Source organism: Arthrobacter sp. PsM3 (assembly GCF_030433895.1).
Lineage (GTDB): Bacteria > Actinomycetota > Actinomycetes > Actinomycetales > Micrococcaceae > Arthrobacter.
The window spans coordinates 1-16421 of sequence record NZ_JARUXE010000015.1; the positions used below are offsets into that span (position 1 = coordinate 1).

The window sequence follows — 16421 nt, forward strand, 5'->3', positions numbered from 1 at the left end:
CCCCCCCCCCCCCCCCCCCCCCCCCCCCCCGCGACCCGCGGGGCGACGGCGACCGCGGCGACCCCGATCAGCGCGGTCAGGGCGAAGACCCCGGCGAAGGACGCCGCCGTCGTCGTCGGGAACGCGGCGAAGATGATGCCCGTGGTGGCGAGGGACAGCGCCCCGCCGAGCGAGTCGGAAATGGACATCGCCGAACTGTTGAAGCCTTCGTTTTCCTTGCTCGACAGGGCCAGGGTCATCACGCTCAGGCGCGCGTACATCACCCCCATGCCGCCTCCGGCGAACACCCAGGCGGTGATCACAACGGCGGCCGGCCAGTTGAGGATGGTGGCCGCCAGCACCAGGACGACGGCGCCGAGCACGAGGGCCGCGCCGGTTCGAACCGCGCGGCGGTGGTCCAGGCGCGACCCGAGCCGGCCCTGGACCGCGGAACCTGCTGCCCAGGCGACGGCGCCGCCGGTCAGGGTCAGGCCTGCGAAGGTGGGCGAGAAGTCGTAGCGCTCCACCAGCAGGTACGGCAGGTAGACCTCGGCGCCGAAGAACGCGCCGGAGGCCAGGCCGCGGGTGAGGATGACGCTGGGGAGTCCGCGGCGCGCGGTCAGGGTGCCACGCGGCACCAGCGGGCGGACCGCGACGAGGGCCACGACGACAGCCGCCACCGCCGCGACCCCGCCGGCCACCGGAAGCCGGGCGGAGAGGTTCAGGCCCAGTACGGCGAGCGCCGCGAGACCGGCCCAGGCCAGCCTGCCGGCGGCCGAGGACTTCCGCGGAGCAGGATCGGACATGTCCCCCGCCGCGGCGGCCGCCGGGGTTCCGCCGTCGGGCGTGCCGTGCAGCCCGCGCAGTGCAGGCACAATCATCAGCAGGGCCGGCACCACCAGCCCCACCACGCCGAGGAACACCCAGTGCCAGCTGAGCAGCTGCGCCACGAGGCCGGCGGCGAAGGGGCCAACCAGCGAGGGAATCACCCAGGCTGCGGAAAAAGCCGCGAAGATCTTCGGGTGCAGTTCGGGCGGATAGACCCGGGCGATCACCACATACAGCGCCACCGTCATGGCGCCGCCGCCCAGGCCCTGGACCAGCCGGCCTGCCACCAGGGCAGGCATGGTCGCTGCGGTGCCGGCGATCAGCAGGCCCAGCACAAACATGGCGACGGACGCGTACAAAGGGCCCACCGGGCCGCGCCTGTCGGACCAGTTGCCCGCGGCCACCATTCCGATGACGCCGGTGGCGAGCGGGCCGGCGAACGCCAGGGCGTAGAGGGCGGCCCCATCCAGCTCACGGCTGACCAGCGGCATGATCGTGGTCACCGCCAATGATTCGAAGGCGGCCAGGAACACGAGGGCACAGGCGCCCAGCGTCACCAGCAGGTAGGCGCGGTGGAAGATGCCGGCTGAGTCCAGCGTCGGCACGGGGACGGAACGGGGCAAGGCGTGGCCTGATCGGTAGGGGATGTTGGCTAAAGGGGAAGCATGCCACAGCTGGCGGGCGGGACGCACCACCGCCCGGGCATCGGCTCCATCCTCGTGTGAGGACCGCGGCGTCGGGCGTGGCAGCGGTCCGCTCGCCGCGCACACCGCGTCGACCGGTACCTGCAGGTCCGGCCTTTCTGATCCCTGCCAGCCGCCCAAATGTCAGGTCAAAGTGCCCTACGTGGGTTCCCTACTGAAACGTAGCCTGTGGCTTACAAGCTAAAGGGGGCCTGCGATGTCCGCTCGGGCAGTTGGGACAGCTGGATCTTTGCGGGCGGCGCCGCCGGCGAGGGACAGGCGGCGGCTAGCCTGCGCCGCCGTCGTCCTGCTGGCCCTTGCTGGATGTTCGTCCGGGCCCTCCGCGCCGGGCGGCCCGACGACGGCGGGCCAGTCGTCCGGCACCGCCCCACCGGCGGGCACTCCGGACAAGGTCTACACGGACCAGGAGCTGATGGCGGTCATCAACGCCGTGGCCCAGAACCGGCAGGTCCAGGGAGGGGCCATGGACTCCCAGCGCCTGCGCAGCGCGGTTTCGGGCGGCGCCGGACCCGTCACCACAACGGAGACGACGCCCGGCGACTGCGTGGTCCTCGCTCCACGGGACCCGTTCGCCGTCTGGGCCGACAAAAGCGTGAACATGGCCCAGGGCGGGATCCCCATCGCGGCGCAGTCGGGACCGACGACGACCGTCACTCTCACGGTCCGGAGCGCCGAGAAGGACGCGATCTCCCAGGCCGACTTCAACTACACCGACGATTTGGCCGCCCGCTGCGGCCAGTTCGACCTTACGTACACGGAATCCGGCATGACCTCGACGCATGCCGTCCAGCTCCTCCAGGCCCCGTCGGCCGGGGAGAAGAGGTTCGCCTGGATGCAGAACACAAAGCCCCACCAGCCCCAGGACTACGGCTCGGTCGGGCTCCAGGTGCTGGCAGGCACGTTATCCGTCAGCCTGACTCTCTCCGTCGCCGAGCTGAACTCCGAGGCAGACGCCCGCCCTGCCCTCGATTCCATGGCCTGGCTGGCCCAGGAGCTCATCGAGCAGGCCGCGCAGCACCCTCCGTCGGTGGCGCCGGTTCCGCCGAACCCGCGCACCCCTGATGATGTCGCGGCGCTGCTCAGGGGCATCACCGGTCCAAACGGCAACACGGTGGACAGGCCGAGCGCCGCCGTCATTGGCGCTGAGCGGCCCGGCGTGAATCCCGGCACGCCGTCGCCGGGAACCCGGGCTCCGTGCACCTACAGTGACCCATCCGCCCTGCCGGGCTCGGTGGTCGGTCAGGGGACGATCCAGGGTTCCAACAAGATGGACTTCATCGATCTCATGGTGGCCAGCCTGCCGACGACGGCGGCCCAGCCGTACCTGTTCGACACTGTTGCCGCCACTCTTCGGGACTGCGCCACGATCCAGGAGGGCATGGGTGGCAGCACACGCCCATGGTCGGACCTCCAGCACCTGAGCGCGGGCCTCCCCGCGGACTCCAGCTACGCCGTCGCCTACCAACTCCCCGACGGGACCGGCGAGCGGCACGTCATGGTCGGGGCCCGGAGGGGAACGTTGACCGTGCAGGCAAGCGTTATCAAGTACTCGGACGCCGAGGTGCAGTCCGGCGCCGACGGGCTCGCGGCCGTGATCAGCCAGGTCTTCGCCCGGGCCGGCCTGTAGATGCGGCGCCGCCGTTGGATGGCCGGCGCAGCGGTGGCCATCATGACCCTCGCCGGCTGCTCCCCGGCACCCTGGGGCCCGCCGGCGTCGTCCGCGCCCGGCAGCACTTCCCCCGCAAGCGCATCCCCCGCCGCCGCCGGGCGAGGTCTATACGGACCAGGAGCTTGTCGATCTGGCGACGGCTGTTGTGCGCTCGCGGAGCCTTCAAGGGCTCGTGATTGACACTCGGACGTCCCGTGACATGGCCAGGAACTTCCAGGGGCCGAGCAGCACCAGCACCACGACGCCGGCCCAGCGCTCCGCCTTCCGCCTGTTCGAGGAGGGGGAGGCCGCGGTGCCGGGCACCGGCCTGGGCGTGAGCTTCGCGGAGGGACGCCTGCCCCTCGCCGCGCAACCGACGCAGGCGACGACCATCCTTTTCGTGATCAGGAGCGCCCCGCCCGAAAAGCTTGCCGCGGACTTCAACAAAACGGATGCCCTCGCCGCACAGTGTGCCCAATTCGAGCGGAGCTACACCACTTCCATGCCCGACGCCGGAGCGGCGCCCCCGCCGACGACCTATGAGGCCACCCTCGTGCCGGCTCCGCCCGTGGGCCAGCAGGCGTACGCGACCACGCAGAAAGCGAAGGGCCTGGGCCCCATGGACATGGGGACCGCCGGTCTGCAGGTGCTGGCGGGCACGGTGTCCATCGACATGGCACTGACGGTCTGGCCGGTGAATGCAGAGACGACGGCCCGGGCGGTGGACTCCATGGCAGGCTTCGCCCGGGACCTCATCGACGAGGCGGTAAAGAACCCGCCCGGCGCCCCGCAGCCGAATCCGGCCGGCGCCCGCAGCCCCGAGGAGCTGGGCCAACTGCTCCAGGGAGTGACGGGAGGGGCGGGCACGGAGCTCTTCGTGACCCCCACCGATGCCCGGGTGGTCCCGGGAACCCCAGGGGTCGCGCCACTCCCCTCGCAGGCCGGCTGCGCCTACGACGACGCCGCCTACTACGGAACCCTGGCCGGCCAAGCGACGATGGCCCAGGGCATCGCCTCCACCGCAGACAAGGTGGTCTCCCTCGAGGTGACCATCATCAGCATGGGCACAGCGGTCGCGCAGCCGTACCCCTTCGACATCCGGACGTCGGCGATCAAGGACTGCCCGTCCATCCAGGCGAACGTCCTGGGCCAGGGCCAGCCTTACTGGTCACCGGTTGAGCCTTTGACCGTGCAGCTCGACGCGGATTCCCGCCATGGGTTCAGGTACCAGAACTCGGACGGATCCGGCCGCTCCTACGTCCGCCTCGGCGCCCGGCGGGGAACACTCTCGGTGGAGGTCGGCACGATGAACTTCCGGCCGCTCGCAGAGGGCGATGTCCAGGCCGCAGTCGATTCGGCCACCACTATTATCCGGCAGGTCTTTGCGAACTCCGGCCTGTAGCGGGCCGCTTCCGGCAAGAGCCCGGCTCCGCCGGTTCCGCCGCCGCCAGCCTTAGCCGCCGATGAAGCGGTTCCGGCCAGCGCGGTAGCCGAACACCGCGGCCAGCGACCCGACGGCAAGGAAAAGCACACCCGCCGCCGCGAAGGACCCCGTGGCCTGGTGCAGCTGGCCGACCATCAGGGTGCCGACGGAGCCCACCCCGTAGCCCACGCCCTGCATCATCCCGGACAGGTGCGCGGCGGTGTGGCCGTCCCGGGTGCGGACCATGATCATGGTGAGCGCGACGGCCGTCAGGCTGCCCTGGCCCAGGCCCAGGAGCCCGGTCCACAGCCAGATCAGCGGCAGCGGACCGAAGATGCTCAGTGCGAAGCCCACACCGGTCATCAGCGCCACCACGGTGTTGATCATGCGCTGGTCCCGGAACCTGGTGGCGAGCGCCGGGGCGAACAAGGACCCCAGCATCTGCAACACGATCGAGACGGAAACGATCACTCCGGCCGTGCCGCCGTCCACCCCGCGTTCGCGCAGGATCGGTGCCAGCCAGGCGAAGACGCTGAAGGACATCATCGCCTGCAGCACCATGAAGACGGTCACCTGCCAGGCGACCGCCGAGCGCCACACATTCACGCCGCGGCGCGAGCTCTGGTGCCGGCCGTGGCGCTGCCTGATGGCCAGCGGCAGGAACAGCAGGAGAACGACGCCGGCGGGCAGCGCCCAGAACCGCAGCGCCGCGGTCCATTCCCCGGTCGCGCTGAAAACCGGGTAGGTGAATCCGGCGCCCAGGGCCGCGGAAGCGCAGATCGCCGTGGTGTACAGGCCGCCCATCAGGCCGAGCCGGTGCGGGAAGTCACGCTTCACCAGGCCGGGCAGCAGCACATTGCAGAGCGAGATCGCGGCACCGCAGGCCGCCGTCCCTGCCAGCAGGGCCGGGAGGTGACCGGCGCCCCCGGCCTCCAGGGGCCGCAGCAGCAGCCCGGCGGTGAGCACCGCCATGGCACCCAGCAGCACGCGCTCGGCACCGAAGCGGCGGGCCAGGACGGGAGCGAGCGGCGCGAAGACCCCGAGCAGCGTCACCGGCACCGTGGTGAGGACGACGACGGCCCAGCCCGGCAGCCCGGCGTCGGCCGTTAACTCGGGAAGAACAGCGGAGAAGCTGGAAAAGACCGTGCGGAGATTCAGCCCGATCAGGACCAGGCACACCCCCAGGTAGACCAGGCCGCGGCGGCTGCCGACCCGGGTAGGCTCCGCCGCGGGTACGTCGTCGATCTCGGCGTCGACCAGCAGGCCAGGGCGTTCGTCAACCCTGATGCCGCTGAGGGTGGGGTCCTGGGAGCTTCTCGGTACAGTCACGGACCCCATTCTGGCAGGATCTTCGCCGCATGCCGTGCCACCGGCGTCACGCTCGGGTGCCCCGCCCACCAAACCTGCCGAGCCGGGCGCACGCCGGGACTCCACTATTCTGGAAGGGATGAGTGAATCCCCAGAATCCCCCGAATCACCGCAGGCACCGCGCCCGGTGACCCCCGGCACCCAGGCCTCCTTCGGCACCTACGGCGGCCGTCCGGTCAGTTTTGTCCGCCGGGGCACCCGCCTGCAGGGCCGCCGGCAGACCGCCTGGGAAGAACATTCCGACCGGTGGGCCGTCGACGTCCCCCGCCACATCGCCAACACGTCCGTGCACCCGGACTACGTCTTCGACGCCGAAGCCGAATTCGGCCGGAAGGCCCCGCTGGTCGTGGAGATCGGCTCGGGGCTCGGCGACGCCGTGTGCCACGCCGCCGAGGAGAACCCGGACAAGGACTTCCTGGCCGTTGAGGTCTATACCCCGGGGCTGGCCAACACCCTGATCAAGATCAACAGCCGCGGGCTGGCCAATGTCCGCGTTGTGGAGGCGAATGCCCCCGAGGTGCTCGCCACCATGCTGCCGGCCGGATCCGTGACGGAACTCTGGGTCTTCTTCCCCGACCCGTGGCACAAGTCACGGCACCACAAGCGCCGTCTCATCCAGCCGGCCTTCGCCGCGCTTGCCGCACGCGCCCTCAAACCGGGCGGAATCTGGCGGATCGCGACGGACTGGTCCAACTATGCCGTCCACGTGCGGGAGGTCCTGGCCGGCTCCCCCGACTTCGAGAACCTGCACGACGGCGAACGCAGCGGCGCGGAGAGCCCCCTCACGCAGGTTTGGGAATCCGGCGTCGAGTCCCTCGTGGGCGGAGCCCCCGTGAAGGAGGGGCGCGCACCGGTGAGCACCGAACACACCGGCCCCAACGAGGGCACCGATGAGACCGGCGGCTGGGCGCCGCGGTTCGACGGGCGGATCCTGACAAGTTTCGAAAACAAGGCGCACGACGCCGGCCGGCTCATCTTCGACCTCAGCTACCGCCGCCGCTAGGCCAGCCATCCGGCGGCGCTGTTCCCGGCGGGCTCCGCGTGGCACGATTACCGAAAAGGCAGAAAAGACACAAACCGGGCGGAGCCGGAGTCCGGCGGAACCACCGAGTCAGTTGAAGGACCGATCATCAAAAGAGAACTGAAGGACGCCGCGGACGCGGCGGAGGAAATCACCAACTCCCGGTGGCTCGAACCGGTGGCCCGGGCCGGGTTTGCCGTCAGCGGCATCCTGCATTTCCTGATCGGTGTGGTCGCGATCCGGCTCGCCATGGGCGGCCAGGGCGAGGCTGACGTCAGCGGGGCCGTTGGGCAACTCGCCGGACAGCCGGCCGGGCCCTTACTGCTGTGGAGTTGCTTCGCCGCGTGCGTGGCCCTGGCCGTGTGGCAGGCAAGTGACGCCATCTTCGATTTTGAGCATCTGCCAGTGAAGAAAAAGGCCGCAAAGAAGGCCAAAGCCGCGCTTCAGGCCGTGGTCTACGCCGGGCTCGCCGTGACCCTGGCCTCCTTCGCAATCGGCGCGGGCAAAGACCACAGCAGCTCCACCAGCGACTTCACGGCGTCTGTGATGAAGGCACCTGGAGGCAATCTACTCCTGCTCGCCGTCGGAGCGGCGGTGGCGGTCGCCGGGATTGTCTACGCCATCCGCGGTTTCCGGCAGTCCTTCACCAAATACCTCCGCCTGCCCGCCGCCGAGAAGGCACGGATGGCCGTGGTCGTCCTCGGCGTCGTGGGCTACGCCGCCAAGGGCGCCGCCCTGCTGCTGGTGGGGCTGCTGGTCATCATCGCCACCATCAAGGTGCACCCCGAGGAGTCCACCGGGCTCGACGGCGGCCTGAAGGCCCTCCGCGACCAGCCGTTGGGCGTGTATATGCTGGCCGCCGTCGGCATTGGCCTCATCTGTTACGGCATCTTCATGATGGTGCGGGCCAAACTCGCCAAGATGTGAAGCCAAACGCCTATGTCCTGGCCGGGACACTGATCTCGGACGGAGCCGCCGCGGCTGATTCCGTGGTGGCGGTGGCTGACGGACGGATTGCCTATGCCGGGCCCAGGGCCGGCTTCGACGCTGCGGGCTTCCCCGGCGCCCGGGAGTTAAAGCTTCCGCCGGGCAGCTCGATCCTGCCCGGACTCGTGGACCTCCACTGCCATGGCGCCGCAGGCGGCGGCTTCCCAACCGGCGGCACCCAGGCCTGCCGCGCCGCCGTCGGATTCCTGCACCGCAGTGGAACGACGACGCTGCTGGCCAGCCTCGTGACTGCCTCTGCTGAGGAGCTCGTCCGGGGAATCGGCGCGCTGAGGCCGCTCGCGGAGGAGGGCCTCATCGCGGGCATCCACTCCGAAGGGCCGTTCCTCGCCCGGGCCCGCTGCGGGGCGCAGAACCCGGAGTGGATCCGGAACCCCGACCCGGCGCTGCTGGGCCGGATGCTGGACGCGGCCGGCGGCACCCTCAAAACCATGACGTATGCCCCGGAACTGCCCGGAGCCGGTGGGCTGGTCCGTCTGCTCACCGGACAAGGGGTCACGCCCTCGGTGGGACACACCGACGCCGACGCCCGCACAACCGCTGACTCCCTGGCCAGCGCGGCCGAGTCGCTGAGGTCGGGTGCGGCAGCCGGGACGGGCCGCCGGCCGACGGTGACGCATCTGTTCAACGGGATGCCGCCGCTCCACCAGCGGAACCCCGGGCCGGTGGCGGCGTGCCTGCGCCTGGCGGCCGAAGGCATCGTTGCCGTGGAGCTCATCGGCGACGGTGTCCATCTGGACCCCGAGACGGTCCGGATGGTGTTCGGGCTGGTCGGCGCCGACAACATCGCCCTGGTCACCGATTCGATGGCGGCCACCGGCCTGCCCGACGGTGATTACGAGCTGGGCCCCGCCGCCGTGGTGGTCCGCGGGGGCGTGGCGGCGCTGAAGAGCACCGGCGCCCTCGCCGGCGGCACGGCCACGCTGCTTGAGGTGGTCCGCCGGACCATCGAGGCCGGGGTGGCTCCCGCAGACGCTGTCAAGGCGGCCACCCTGGTTCCGGCCAGGATCCTCGGTCTCGAGGCCGAGATCGGAAGCCTGCGGCCGGGGATGCGCGCCGACATCGTGGCCGTGGACCCCGACTTCGGGCTGGTGGCGGTCCTGCGCGCCGGGGACCTGCTGGGCCGCCCCGCGCCCTGAGTCAGGGCTTGAAGTCGTCGTGGACCACGACGCGCGAGAGCTCAACCGTTCCATCCGGCAGCCGCCAGAAGTGCAGCCGCCGGGCCGACGCCACGTACTGCTCGATCGCCGCGCGGAAGCATTTTGCACCGTCCGCGCGCACCAGCTGGGCGGTGTCTCCTCCCGGGTTCGCCCGCAGCGCATGGACTTCACGGGCTGCATTCCGCTCAGCTGCCCCGGTCAGGACCTCCACCGTGGCCTTCAGCGCCTCTCTTTCCCGGAAGTGACAACCACAAAATCCTGTTCCATAACGAGTCCCCCAATCGCCGGTGCGGACGTGCGTGCCGCAGGTAGTGGGGAAGCCGTCGGATCCCCCACCCTGAGTAGAGCAGGGGGTCCGACATTCTTTGGCGGGCAAGGGGCCGGCCCTAACCTATCCCCGGGGCACGGCGATGACGGCCATGGTCTGTTGCTGCCCGTTCCGCATTTCGACACTGGAGATGTTGGTGAGCTGCAGCGGCGTGGCTCCGGTGATCCTGACCCTGCCGCTGGGCGTGGCCGTCCAGGAGCAGGCGCGGTCCTCGCCGCCGTTGGTGTCCTTCACCCACAGGGAGAGGGTGCCGTCCACCGGCAGGCTCCGGCCGTCGACCGCGAGCTCGGTTCCCCAGGTTTTCTTGACCAGGCCCACCGTGATCTGCAGCCCGTCGCTGGCCTGGATGGAATAGCTGGCGTCCGGTTTGGGCGGCGGGTTGACCAGCGGTGCGGCCAGGATTCCGAGCGCGAGGCACGCCGCGGCCGCAGCGGCCAGCGCAGCACTCCAGCGCAGCCGTGCTTTCCGGCGCCGCGCGGACACCTCGTCGAGCATCCGCCGCGTCACCCCCGCCGGCACCCCGGCCGGCACGGGAACCGGCGGCACCGGGTCCCGCCCGGCAGTGGTGGCAGCGGCGCCGAGGGCGACGGCGTCGGGCACCGGGAGCGCGTCCAGCAGCGCCGGAAGGCTGGCCAGCTCGTCCAGCTCCTGCCGGCACGGGGCACAGCCGGCAAGATGCTGCTCAAAGGCCGCAGCCTCAACAGGTTCCAGCCCGCCCAGCAGGTAGGCGCCCAGCAGCTGGTGCAATTCCATGGCGCTCACCGTTCCACCCCCATCTCGTCGAGGATCGTCCGGAGGGCCCGCACGGCATAGAACGCCCGGGACTTGACGGTTCCACTCGGGATGTTCAAACTGGCCGCTGCCTCCTGGACGGTGAAGCGGCGGTAATGGAGCGCCACGAGAACTTCCCGGTGCTCGGCGCTGAGCCGCAGCAGCGCTTCCTCCATCAGCACCCGGTTGAGGAGTTCATCGACGCGTTCCTCGCCGCCGGCCGGGTCGGCCAGGTCCCGGTCCGTCGTCTCGCGGGGCCGCCGCCGGGCCTTGCGATAGTTGTCGATCAGGATGTTGCGGGCCGTCCTGAACAGGTAGCTGCGCAGGCTTCCGGTGATGTGGGGGGCCTGCTGCCAGACTCGCAGCACGGTCTCCTGCACCACATCATCCGCCAGCTGCGGATCGTGGGAGGCGCTGAGGACGAAGCGCCTGAGGGCCGCCCCGTGGTCGCGGTAAATAGCCGCCACGACGTCTTCGTCCAGCGACATGACCGTCCTCCCTGTCTCGCGGGTTTCAGCGCTTCTGCCTCTATGACGTGCGGACCGCCGGAAGGGTTCACACGCCCGAGTTCCGGGGCGCACCCCACGGCCTGCTGTGAACCATTCTTCCCTCAATGGCGTCGTAACGGTTAGCGCCGGCCTGGCCAGTTGGCCGGTTCGAGTCAAGGAGCAGCAGATGAAGAAGCACCTCAGCATTGGCGTGTCCGCTTTCGCCCTCGCCGCACTACTCTCCGGCTGTGCCGGCACCAGCGGGACCGGCACCTCGACGACGTCGGCAGCTGCAACCACGACGTCGGCAGCCGCCACAACGCCGCCCGGCAGCGCCGCGGCGGGCTCCGCTCCGGCGCCGGCCCCGGCGTCGGCCGCCACGGACCTCAAGGTCGCCGATTCCAGCGCCGGCAGGATCGTCGTCGACGGCAAGGGGATGAGCGTCTACGTCTACGCGAAGGACGTCAAGGACTCCGGGAGGAGCGCCTGCACCGGCGGCTGCCTCCAGTCCTGGCCTCCGGTCCTCGCCGCCGCTGGCACCCCCACGGCCGACGGCGTCACCGGCACCGTGGGCACTATTGCCACCCCGGACGGCAAGAAGCAGCTGACCATCAACGGGATGCCCGTGTACTACTACGCCAAGGACACGGCTGCCGGGGACATTCTGGGCCAGGGCGTCGGCAGCGTCTGGCACCTCATCGCCCCGTCCGGTGAAATGATCGCCGCGGCGGCCGGGTACTAGGAGCCGGCCGCCGCGGCAGACCTTCGGGCGCGGCAGGCCAACAGGTTCAGTCGGCTTCAACCTCGAACTCGACGGCGGCCAGGATCTCCTTCGTGTCCGGGTGGATCATGACCGCCTCGCGTTCATCATCCAGCATGAGGAACTCGCCCTGGTCCGTGGTGAAATGCCACGCCAGGGTGGTCTGTCCGTCGTGGTCATAGTTGGGGTCGCCCATGGTGATCTTCCGGAGCGTGTGGCCGGCCACGTCGCAGAGCTCACGGATGATCACCTCGAATTCCGGGGTGTCCAGCAGTTCATCCTCGGCGGCCTCGGCCTGGCGTTCCGCCAGGTCCGGGACCCGGGAGACGCGCTCGGCGATATGGCGGTCGAGTTCCTCCTCGTCCAGGACGAGGAGGTCTGTCTGGCCCCGCAGCCAGGCGGCGTTGAGCGCGACGAGGTCTTCGGTCTCCAGCAGGGTTTCGAACTCGCCGTCGAGCTCTTCCACGACCCGGCCCGCGTCCGGGACGCTACCGTCCGCGCCGTCTTTGAGACCGTCTTCCGTGCCGTCTTCCAGACCGGTGTCGCCGTCAAGATACGCGTCTGCTTCTTCCTCGGAGAGGGAGTCGAAGGCAGCCACAGTGCGGTTGAAGAGGTCCAGGTGGGCGGCGGCCCCCATCCCCTCCAGCCCGGCCCGGATGTACGCGTCGATGTCCTCGCGGTCCGGCGCGGTGAACACGTACTGGGCGAACCCGCCGCCCAGCGACTGCGTCAGATAGAAGTCAACGTAGTAGCTGCGCAGCGCGTTCGGCGCGATCTCCCCGATGTCGAGCAGCTCCGCGTACATGGCGTTGACAACGTCCACGTTCGCGTCAACGACGTCGGCGTCGCTGCCGTTGATGCGCTCCCGCGGCAGGACCGCCGCGTAACCGGTGGCGGGAAGGGCGGTGGAAAGGCCGTTGCTCATGGAAAATCCTCACTGCTGAAGGCTGGTGTCGCTCCGGACCCTTTTCACGGTACGCGGCACCGACCGAGCGGCGGTTGAGCCTGAGCTGAACGTCCGGCGAAGTTTGGGTGTCCCGGGCCGGCACGTCCATTGCGCCCGGTTACCAGATGGGCAGGTTATCCACATGGGCAGGCAGCCGGGTACGGGGTGTCCTGCCAGGCTCGGTAAGATGGATCCGATGACCAACTGCTGAAAGTAGTGCGCACATGCCATCCCATCCGGACGAGAGTGCGGCACTGGCAATACAGACCCCCGCGATCAACGACCGCTCCCTCGCGGCCGGACTTGCCTACGCCATGGGGAGCCGTGTTTCCGGGATTTCCTTCGATTCCGCCACCGGACTCATGCTCGGCAAAGTCCGGGGCGGCTCCGATGTGCCGTACTCGACCACGGCGAAGCTGGTCCGGAAGGCGGGCGGGTGGAGCTGTACCGTCGGCGTCTGCAGCTGCCCGGTCCGGAAGGACTGCAAGCACGTGGCGGCACTGTTGTTTGCCGCCGAGGACAACCCCGCGATCCGGGTCCAGCTGCTCACTCCCGCCGATACGAGCCGGCTGTCCCGGCAGGCTCCGGTGCTTGAAGTGGCGGACTGGGAGCAGGCCCTCAGCCCGCTGATCGCCCGGCCGGGAATCACCCAGTCCACCAACGGCATCCCGCTGGCGCTCCAGTTCGAGATCGAAGAACCCGCTCCGCATTTCTCCTACACCGGCCGCCGGGACCCGCTGCGCAGCGTCCGCCAGCTCAAGGCGCGTCCCGTCATCATGGGGGCCAAGGGCAAATGGATCCGCGGCGACGTCTCCTGGAACACCCTGAGCTACCTGAGCTACCGGCGCGAATGCAACGAGGCCCACGTCGAGTGGATGCAGGAGTTCCTCGCCTCGCACACCGCCCAGGCCAACCGCCAGCACGCCGGGACCGGGCTGTGGCTGGGCATGAACACCTACGCCGGCAAGAACTTGTGGAGCCTGCTGGCCCAGGCCCGGAAGATCGGCGTCGCCCTGGTCCACAGCCGGGGTTCGGAGCCGGTGCGGCTCGTCGAGCAGCCGGCCGCCGTCGGGCTCAACCTGGCCCGGTTCGCCGCCGCGCCGGTCCCGGCCGGAGGGAACGACGCCAGCGGCGGTGACCCGGCTGCCGGCCGTGGGGACGGCGGCGGCGGGCTGTCGCTCGCCCCCGTCATCACCGTCGAGGGGGAGGTGGTCGATCCCGCATCCGTCGGGACCATCGGGCGCCCGGCCCACGGGATCTTCCTGACCTCCGGGCCGGATGCCCTGCCGGGAGTCGCGCCGGCGGACTCCGTCATCACGCTCGCCCCGCTGGAAAGCGGGCTCAGCGAGGAGCTCCTGACCTTTGTCACGGCCGGAACCACACTGCACATTCCGGCCCGGGATGAGAGCCGCTTCCTGACCGGTTTCTACCCCAAGCTCAAGCAGAGCGCCCGGGTGACCGCCTCCGATGAGTCCGTGGAACTGCCCCAGCTGGCCGTTCCCACGCTGTCGCTGCTGGCGAACTACGGCGCCGACCACCGGGTCCGGCTGCACTGGGAATGGCATTACAAGTCCGGCACGCTCGTCACGTCCCAGCCGCTCTGGCGCCACCCCGGCGACCACGGCTACCGGGACGACCCCGCCGAGGCCCGGATCCTCGAAGCCGTCGGACAGCCCTGGGACGTGGTGCCGGCGCTGGGCGAGTCGGCCGCGGGCGGCTGGGGAACGCCGCGGCTGGCAGCATCGGCCGAACTCAGCGGCCTGGACACCCTGGCGTTCACCGAGGAACTGCTCCCTGCGCTCCGCGAGGTCCCCGGCGTCAGCGTCGACACGGCCGGCGAGATCGCCGACTACCGGGAGGCGGAGGAGGCCCCGGTGGTGTCCATCTCCACGAAGGCCACCGAGCAGCGGGACTGGTTCGACCTGGGCATCCAGATTTCCCTGGAAGGCCAGCCGGTGTCCTTCGCCGCCGTTTTCTCGGCCCTGGCGGCCGGACAGACCAAGATGCTGCTGCCCAGCGGCGCCTACTTCTCCCTGGACCTGCCCGAACTGCACCAGCTCCGGGCGCTGATTGAGGAGGCGCGGGAACTGCAGGACAACAAGGACGCGCCGCTGCAGATCAGCCGTTTCCAGGCGGGGCTCTGGGACGAGCTGGCCCAGCTCGGCATCGTGGATGAGCAGGCTGCGGCCTGGCGCGAAGCGGTCGGCGGGCTGCTCGAAGGCGGAGTGAAGGGCCTGCCGTTGCCGGCAACGCTCAACGCCGAGCTGCGCCCGTACCAGCTGGAAGGGTTCAACTGGCTCAGCTTCCTGTACCGCCACGGGCTCGGCGGGGTGCTGGCCGACGACATGGGCCTGGGCAAGACCGTGCAGGCGCTGGCGCTGATCTGCGCCGCCAAGATCGCAGCCGAAGGCCCTGGGGCAGCGGCCGACGGCGGAGCCTCCCCCGCGGGAGCTGCCGCGGCAACCGCCGCGGACGCTGGCGGGGCAGCACCCGGCGCAGTTCCCGGCGCCGCTGCCGGGGACGCGCCTTTCCTCGTGGTCGCCCCCACGAGTGTTGTCGGGAACTGGGAGGCCGAGACCGCACGGTTCGCCCCCGGCCTCACGGTGCGTGCCATCAGCGAAACCTTCGCCAAAAGCGGCTCTGATCCGGTTTCGGCCATGGCGGGGGCGGACATCATCATCACCTCCTACGCCCTGTTCCGGATCGACTACGAGGCCTATGCGTCCAAGGAATGGGCCGGCCTGGTCCTGGATGAGGCCCAGTTCGTCAAGAACCACCAGTCCAAGGCGTACCAGTGCGCCCGGAAGCTTCCGGCAGTGTTCAAACTGGCCATCACCGGCACCCCGCTCGAGAACAACCTGATGGAGTTCTGGGCGCTCACCTCGATCGTCGCGCCGGGGCTTTTCTCCAGTCCGAAGCGTTTCGCCGAGTACTACCAGAAGCCGGTGGAAAAGAACGGTGACAAGGCCCAGCTGGACAAGCTCCGGCGTCGGGTCCGTCCGCTGATGATGCGCCGCACCAAGGAGCAGGTCATCCACGACCTGCCGCCGAAGCAGGAGCAGATCCTCGAGGTGGTGCTGAACCCGCGGCACCAGAAGGTGTACCAGACGCACCTGCAGCGGGAACGCCAAAAGATCCTGGGCCTGATCGACGACGTCAACAAGAACCGCTTCACCATCTTCCAGTCCCTCACGCTGCTGCGGCAGCTCAGCCTGGATCCCTCGCTGATCGATCCCGCACTCTCCGGGGTGCGGTCCAGCAAACTCGATGTGCTCTTCGAACAGCTGGAGGACCTCGTGGCTGAGGGGCACCGGGCGCTCATTTTCAGCCAGTTCACCGGGTTCCTGGGCAAAGTCCGTGAGCGGCTCGTCGAGGAGGACATCGAGTTCTGCTACCTCGACGGCAGCACCCGCAACCGCACCGACGTCGTAAATGAGTTCAAGAACGGCGCCGCCCCGGTGTTCCTTATCAGCCTCAAGGCCGGCGGCTTCGGCCTGAACCTGACCGAGGCGGACTACGTGTTCCTGCTGGACCCGTGGTGGAACCCTGCCTCGGAGGCGCAGGCCGTGGACCGCACGCACCGGATCGGGCAGGCCCGCAATGTGATGGTCTACCGGCTCGTCGCCAAGGACACCATCGAGGAGAAGGTCATGGCCCTCAAGGCCAGGAAGTCCCAGCTGTTCGCCGACGTCATGGAGGGCGACGCCCTCTCCGGCGGAGCGCTCACGGCCGAGGACCTGGCCGGCCTGTTCACCGACTAGGAACCCCACCAAAGCAACGCGGGGTCACATAGCGCCGGTAAATCCCCTCGGGATGGGCGCGAAGTGACCCCGCGTTGGGTGGTTTGCGTTGCCCTTCCACCAGCTGTCCGGATCGCCGTCGTGGCGCCACCGGAAGATCACCATGACCATCACTCAGAACCCGGCGGCGACGTCCTGCCACGTCCCGCTGGCGGCGTCGTAGAAAGGGGCCCGGTGCTGGCTCCGGGCTTC

Annotated in this window: 13 protein-coding genes; 7 read left to right on the forward strand and 6 right to left on the reverse strand. The window is 69.7% G+C overall.

What is annotated here, in order from left to right:
• On the reverse strand, nt 1–1430 hold a 1430-nt coding region (locus QCD75_RS09775; RefSeq protein ID WP_441005459.1), incomplete at its 3' end, for an MFS transporter.
• A gap of 277 nt (nt 1431–1707) precedes the next feature.
• On the opposite strand from QCD75_RS09775, the gene QCD75_RS09780 reads away from it, so the two are divergent.
• Both QCD75_RS09780 and QCD75_RS09785 read left to right on the forward strand, forming a co-directional pair.
• Nucleotides 1708–3138 carry a hypothetical protein gene (locus tag QCD75_RS09780; protein WP_301228054.1) on the forward strand — a complete coding sequence of 477 codons (1431 nt, stop codon included), beginning with the start codon at nt 1708–1710 and terminating at the stop codon, nt 3136–3138.
• A 214-nt stretch (nt 3139–3352) separates the two neighbouring features.
• The gene (locus tag QCD75_RS09785; RefSeq protein ID WP_301228056.1) at nt 3353–4561 is read left to right on the forward strand and encodes a hypothetical protein; all 1209 of its coding nucleotides are present in this window, start codon (nt 3353–3355) and stop codon (nt 4559–4561) included.
• Nucleotides 4562–4612: 51 nt separating this feature from the next.
• Here QCD75_RS09785 and QCD75_RS09790 read toward each other — a convergent pair whose 3' ends face one another.
• On the reverse strand, nt 4613–5920 hold the full coding sequence (locus QCD75_RS09790) for an MFS transporter (protein WP_301228058.1): 1308 nt from the start codon (nt 5918–5920) through the stop codon (nt 4613–4615).
• A 109-nt stretch (nt 5921–6029) separates the two neighbouring features.
• Between QCD75_RS09790 and trmB the strand changes: the two genes are divergently transcribed.
• The 3 genes from trmB to nagA all read left to right on the forward strand — a co-directional run bounded on the left by trmB (nt 6030) and on the right by nagA (nt 9115).
• Nucleotides 6030–6953 carry a tRNA (guanosine(46)-N7)-methyltransferase TrmB gene (gene trmB / locus QCD75_RS09795; protein ID WP_301228060.1) on the forward strand — a complete coding sequence of 308 codons (924 nt, stop codon included), beginning with the start codon at nt 6030–6032 and terminating at the stop codon, nt 6951–6953.
• Nucleotides 6954–7091: 138 nt separating this feature from the next.
• On the forward strand, nt 7092–7898 hold the full coding sequence (locus tag QCD75_RS09800) for a DUF1206 domain-containing protein (RefSeq protein ID WP_301228214.1): 807 nt from the start codon (nt 7092–7094) through the stop codon (nt 7896–7898).
• Nucleotides 7895–9115, forward strand: coding sequence for an N-acetylglucosamine-6-phosphate deacetylase (gene nagA, locus QCD75_RS09805; RefSeq protein ID WP_301228062.1), 1221 nt, complete (start codon nt 7895–7897; stop codon nt 9113–9115). Before QCD75_RS09800 ends, nagA begins: the two co-directional genes overlap by 4 nt.
• A gap of 1 nt (nt 9116) precedes the next feature.
• On the opposite strand, the gene QCD75_RS09810 is transcribed toward nagA, so the two are convergent.
• From QCD75_RS09810 to QCD75_RS09820, 3 genes are all read right to left on the reverse strand, one after another.
• Complete coding sequence (locus tag QCD75_RS09810) at nt 9117–9347, reverse strand: hypothetical protein (protein WP_301228064.1); 231 nt, start codon at nt 9345–9347, stop codon at nt 9117–9119.
• A gap of 180 nt (nt 9348–9527) precedes the next feature.
• Nucleotides 9528–10217 carry an anti-sigma factor family protein gene (locus QCD75_RS09815; RefSeq protein WP_441005460.1) on the reverse strand — a complete coding sequence of 230 codons (690 nt, stop codon included), beginning with the start codon at nt 10215–10217 and terminating at the stop codon, nt 9528–9530.
• A gap of 5 nt (nt 10218–10222) precedes the next feature.
• Nucleotides 10223–10723, reverse strand: coding sequence for a sigma-70 family RNA polymerase sigma factor (locus QCD75_RS09820; RefSeq protein ID WP_301228068.1), 501 nt, complete (start codon nt 10721–10723; stop codon nt 10223–10225).
• Between the two features lie 187 nt (nt 10724–10910).
• On the opposite strand from QCD75_RS09820, the gene QCD75_RS09825 reads away from it, so the two are divergent.
• The gene (locus QCD75_RS09825; protein ID WP_301228070.1) at nt 10911–11465 is read left to right on the forward strand and encodes a COG4315 family predicted lipoprotein; all 555 of its coding nucleotides are present in this window, start codon (nt 10911–10913) and stop codon (nt 11463–11465) included.
• Between the two features lie 46 nt (nt 11466–11511).
• Here QCD75_RS09825 and QCD75_RS09830 read toward each other — a convergent pair whose 3' ends face one another.
• Nucleotides 11512–12408, reverse strand: coding sequence for a DMP19 family protein (locus QCD75_RS09830; protein ID WP_301228072.1), 897 nt, complete (start codon nt 12406–12408; stop codon nt 11512–11514).
• A 245-nt stretch (nt 12409–12653) separates the two neighbouring features.
• Here QCD75_RS09830 and QCD75_RS09835 point away from each other — a divergent pair, with 245 nt between their 5' ends.
• Nucleotides 12654–16190 carry a DEAD/DEAH box helicase gene (locus QCD75_RS09835; RefSeq protein WP_301228074.1) on the forward strand — a complete coding sequence of 1179 codons (3537 nt, stop codon included), beginning with the start codon at nt 12654–12656 and terminating at the stop codon, nt 16188–16190.
• Nucleotides 16191–16421: the final 231 nt, after the last annotated feature.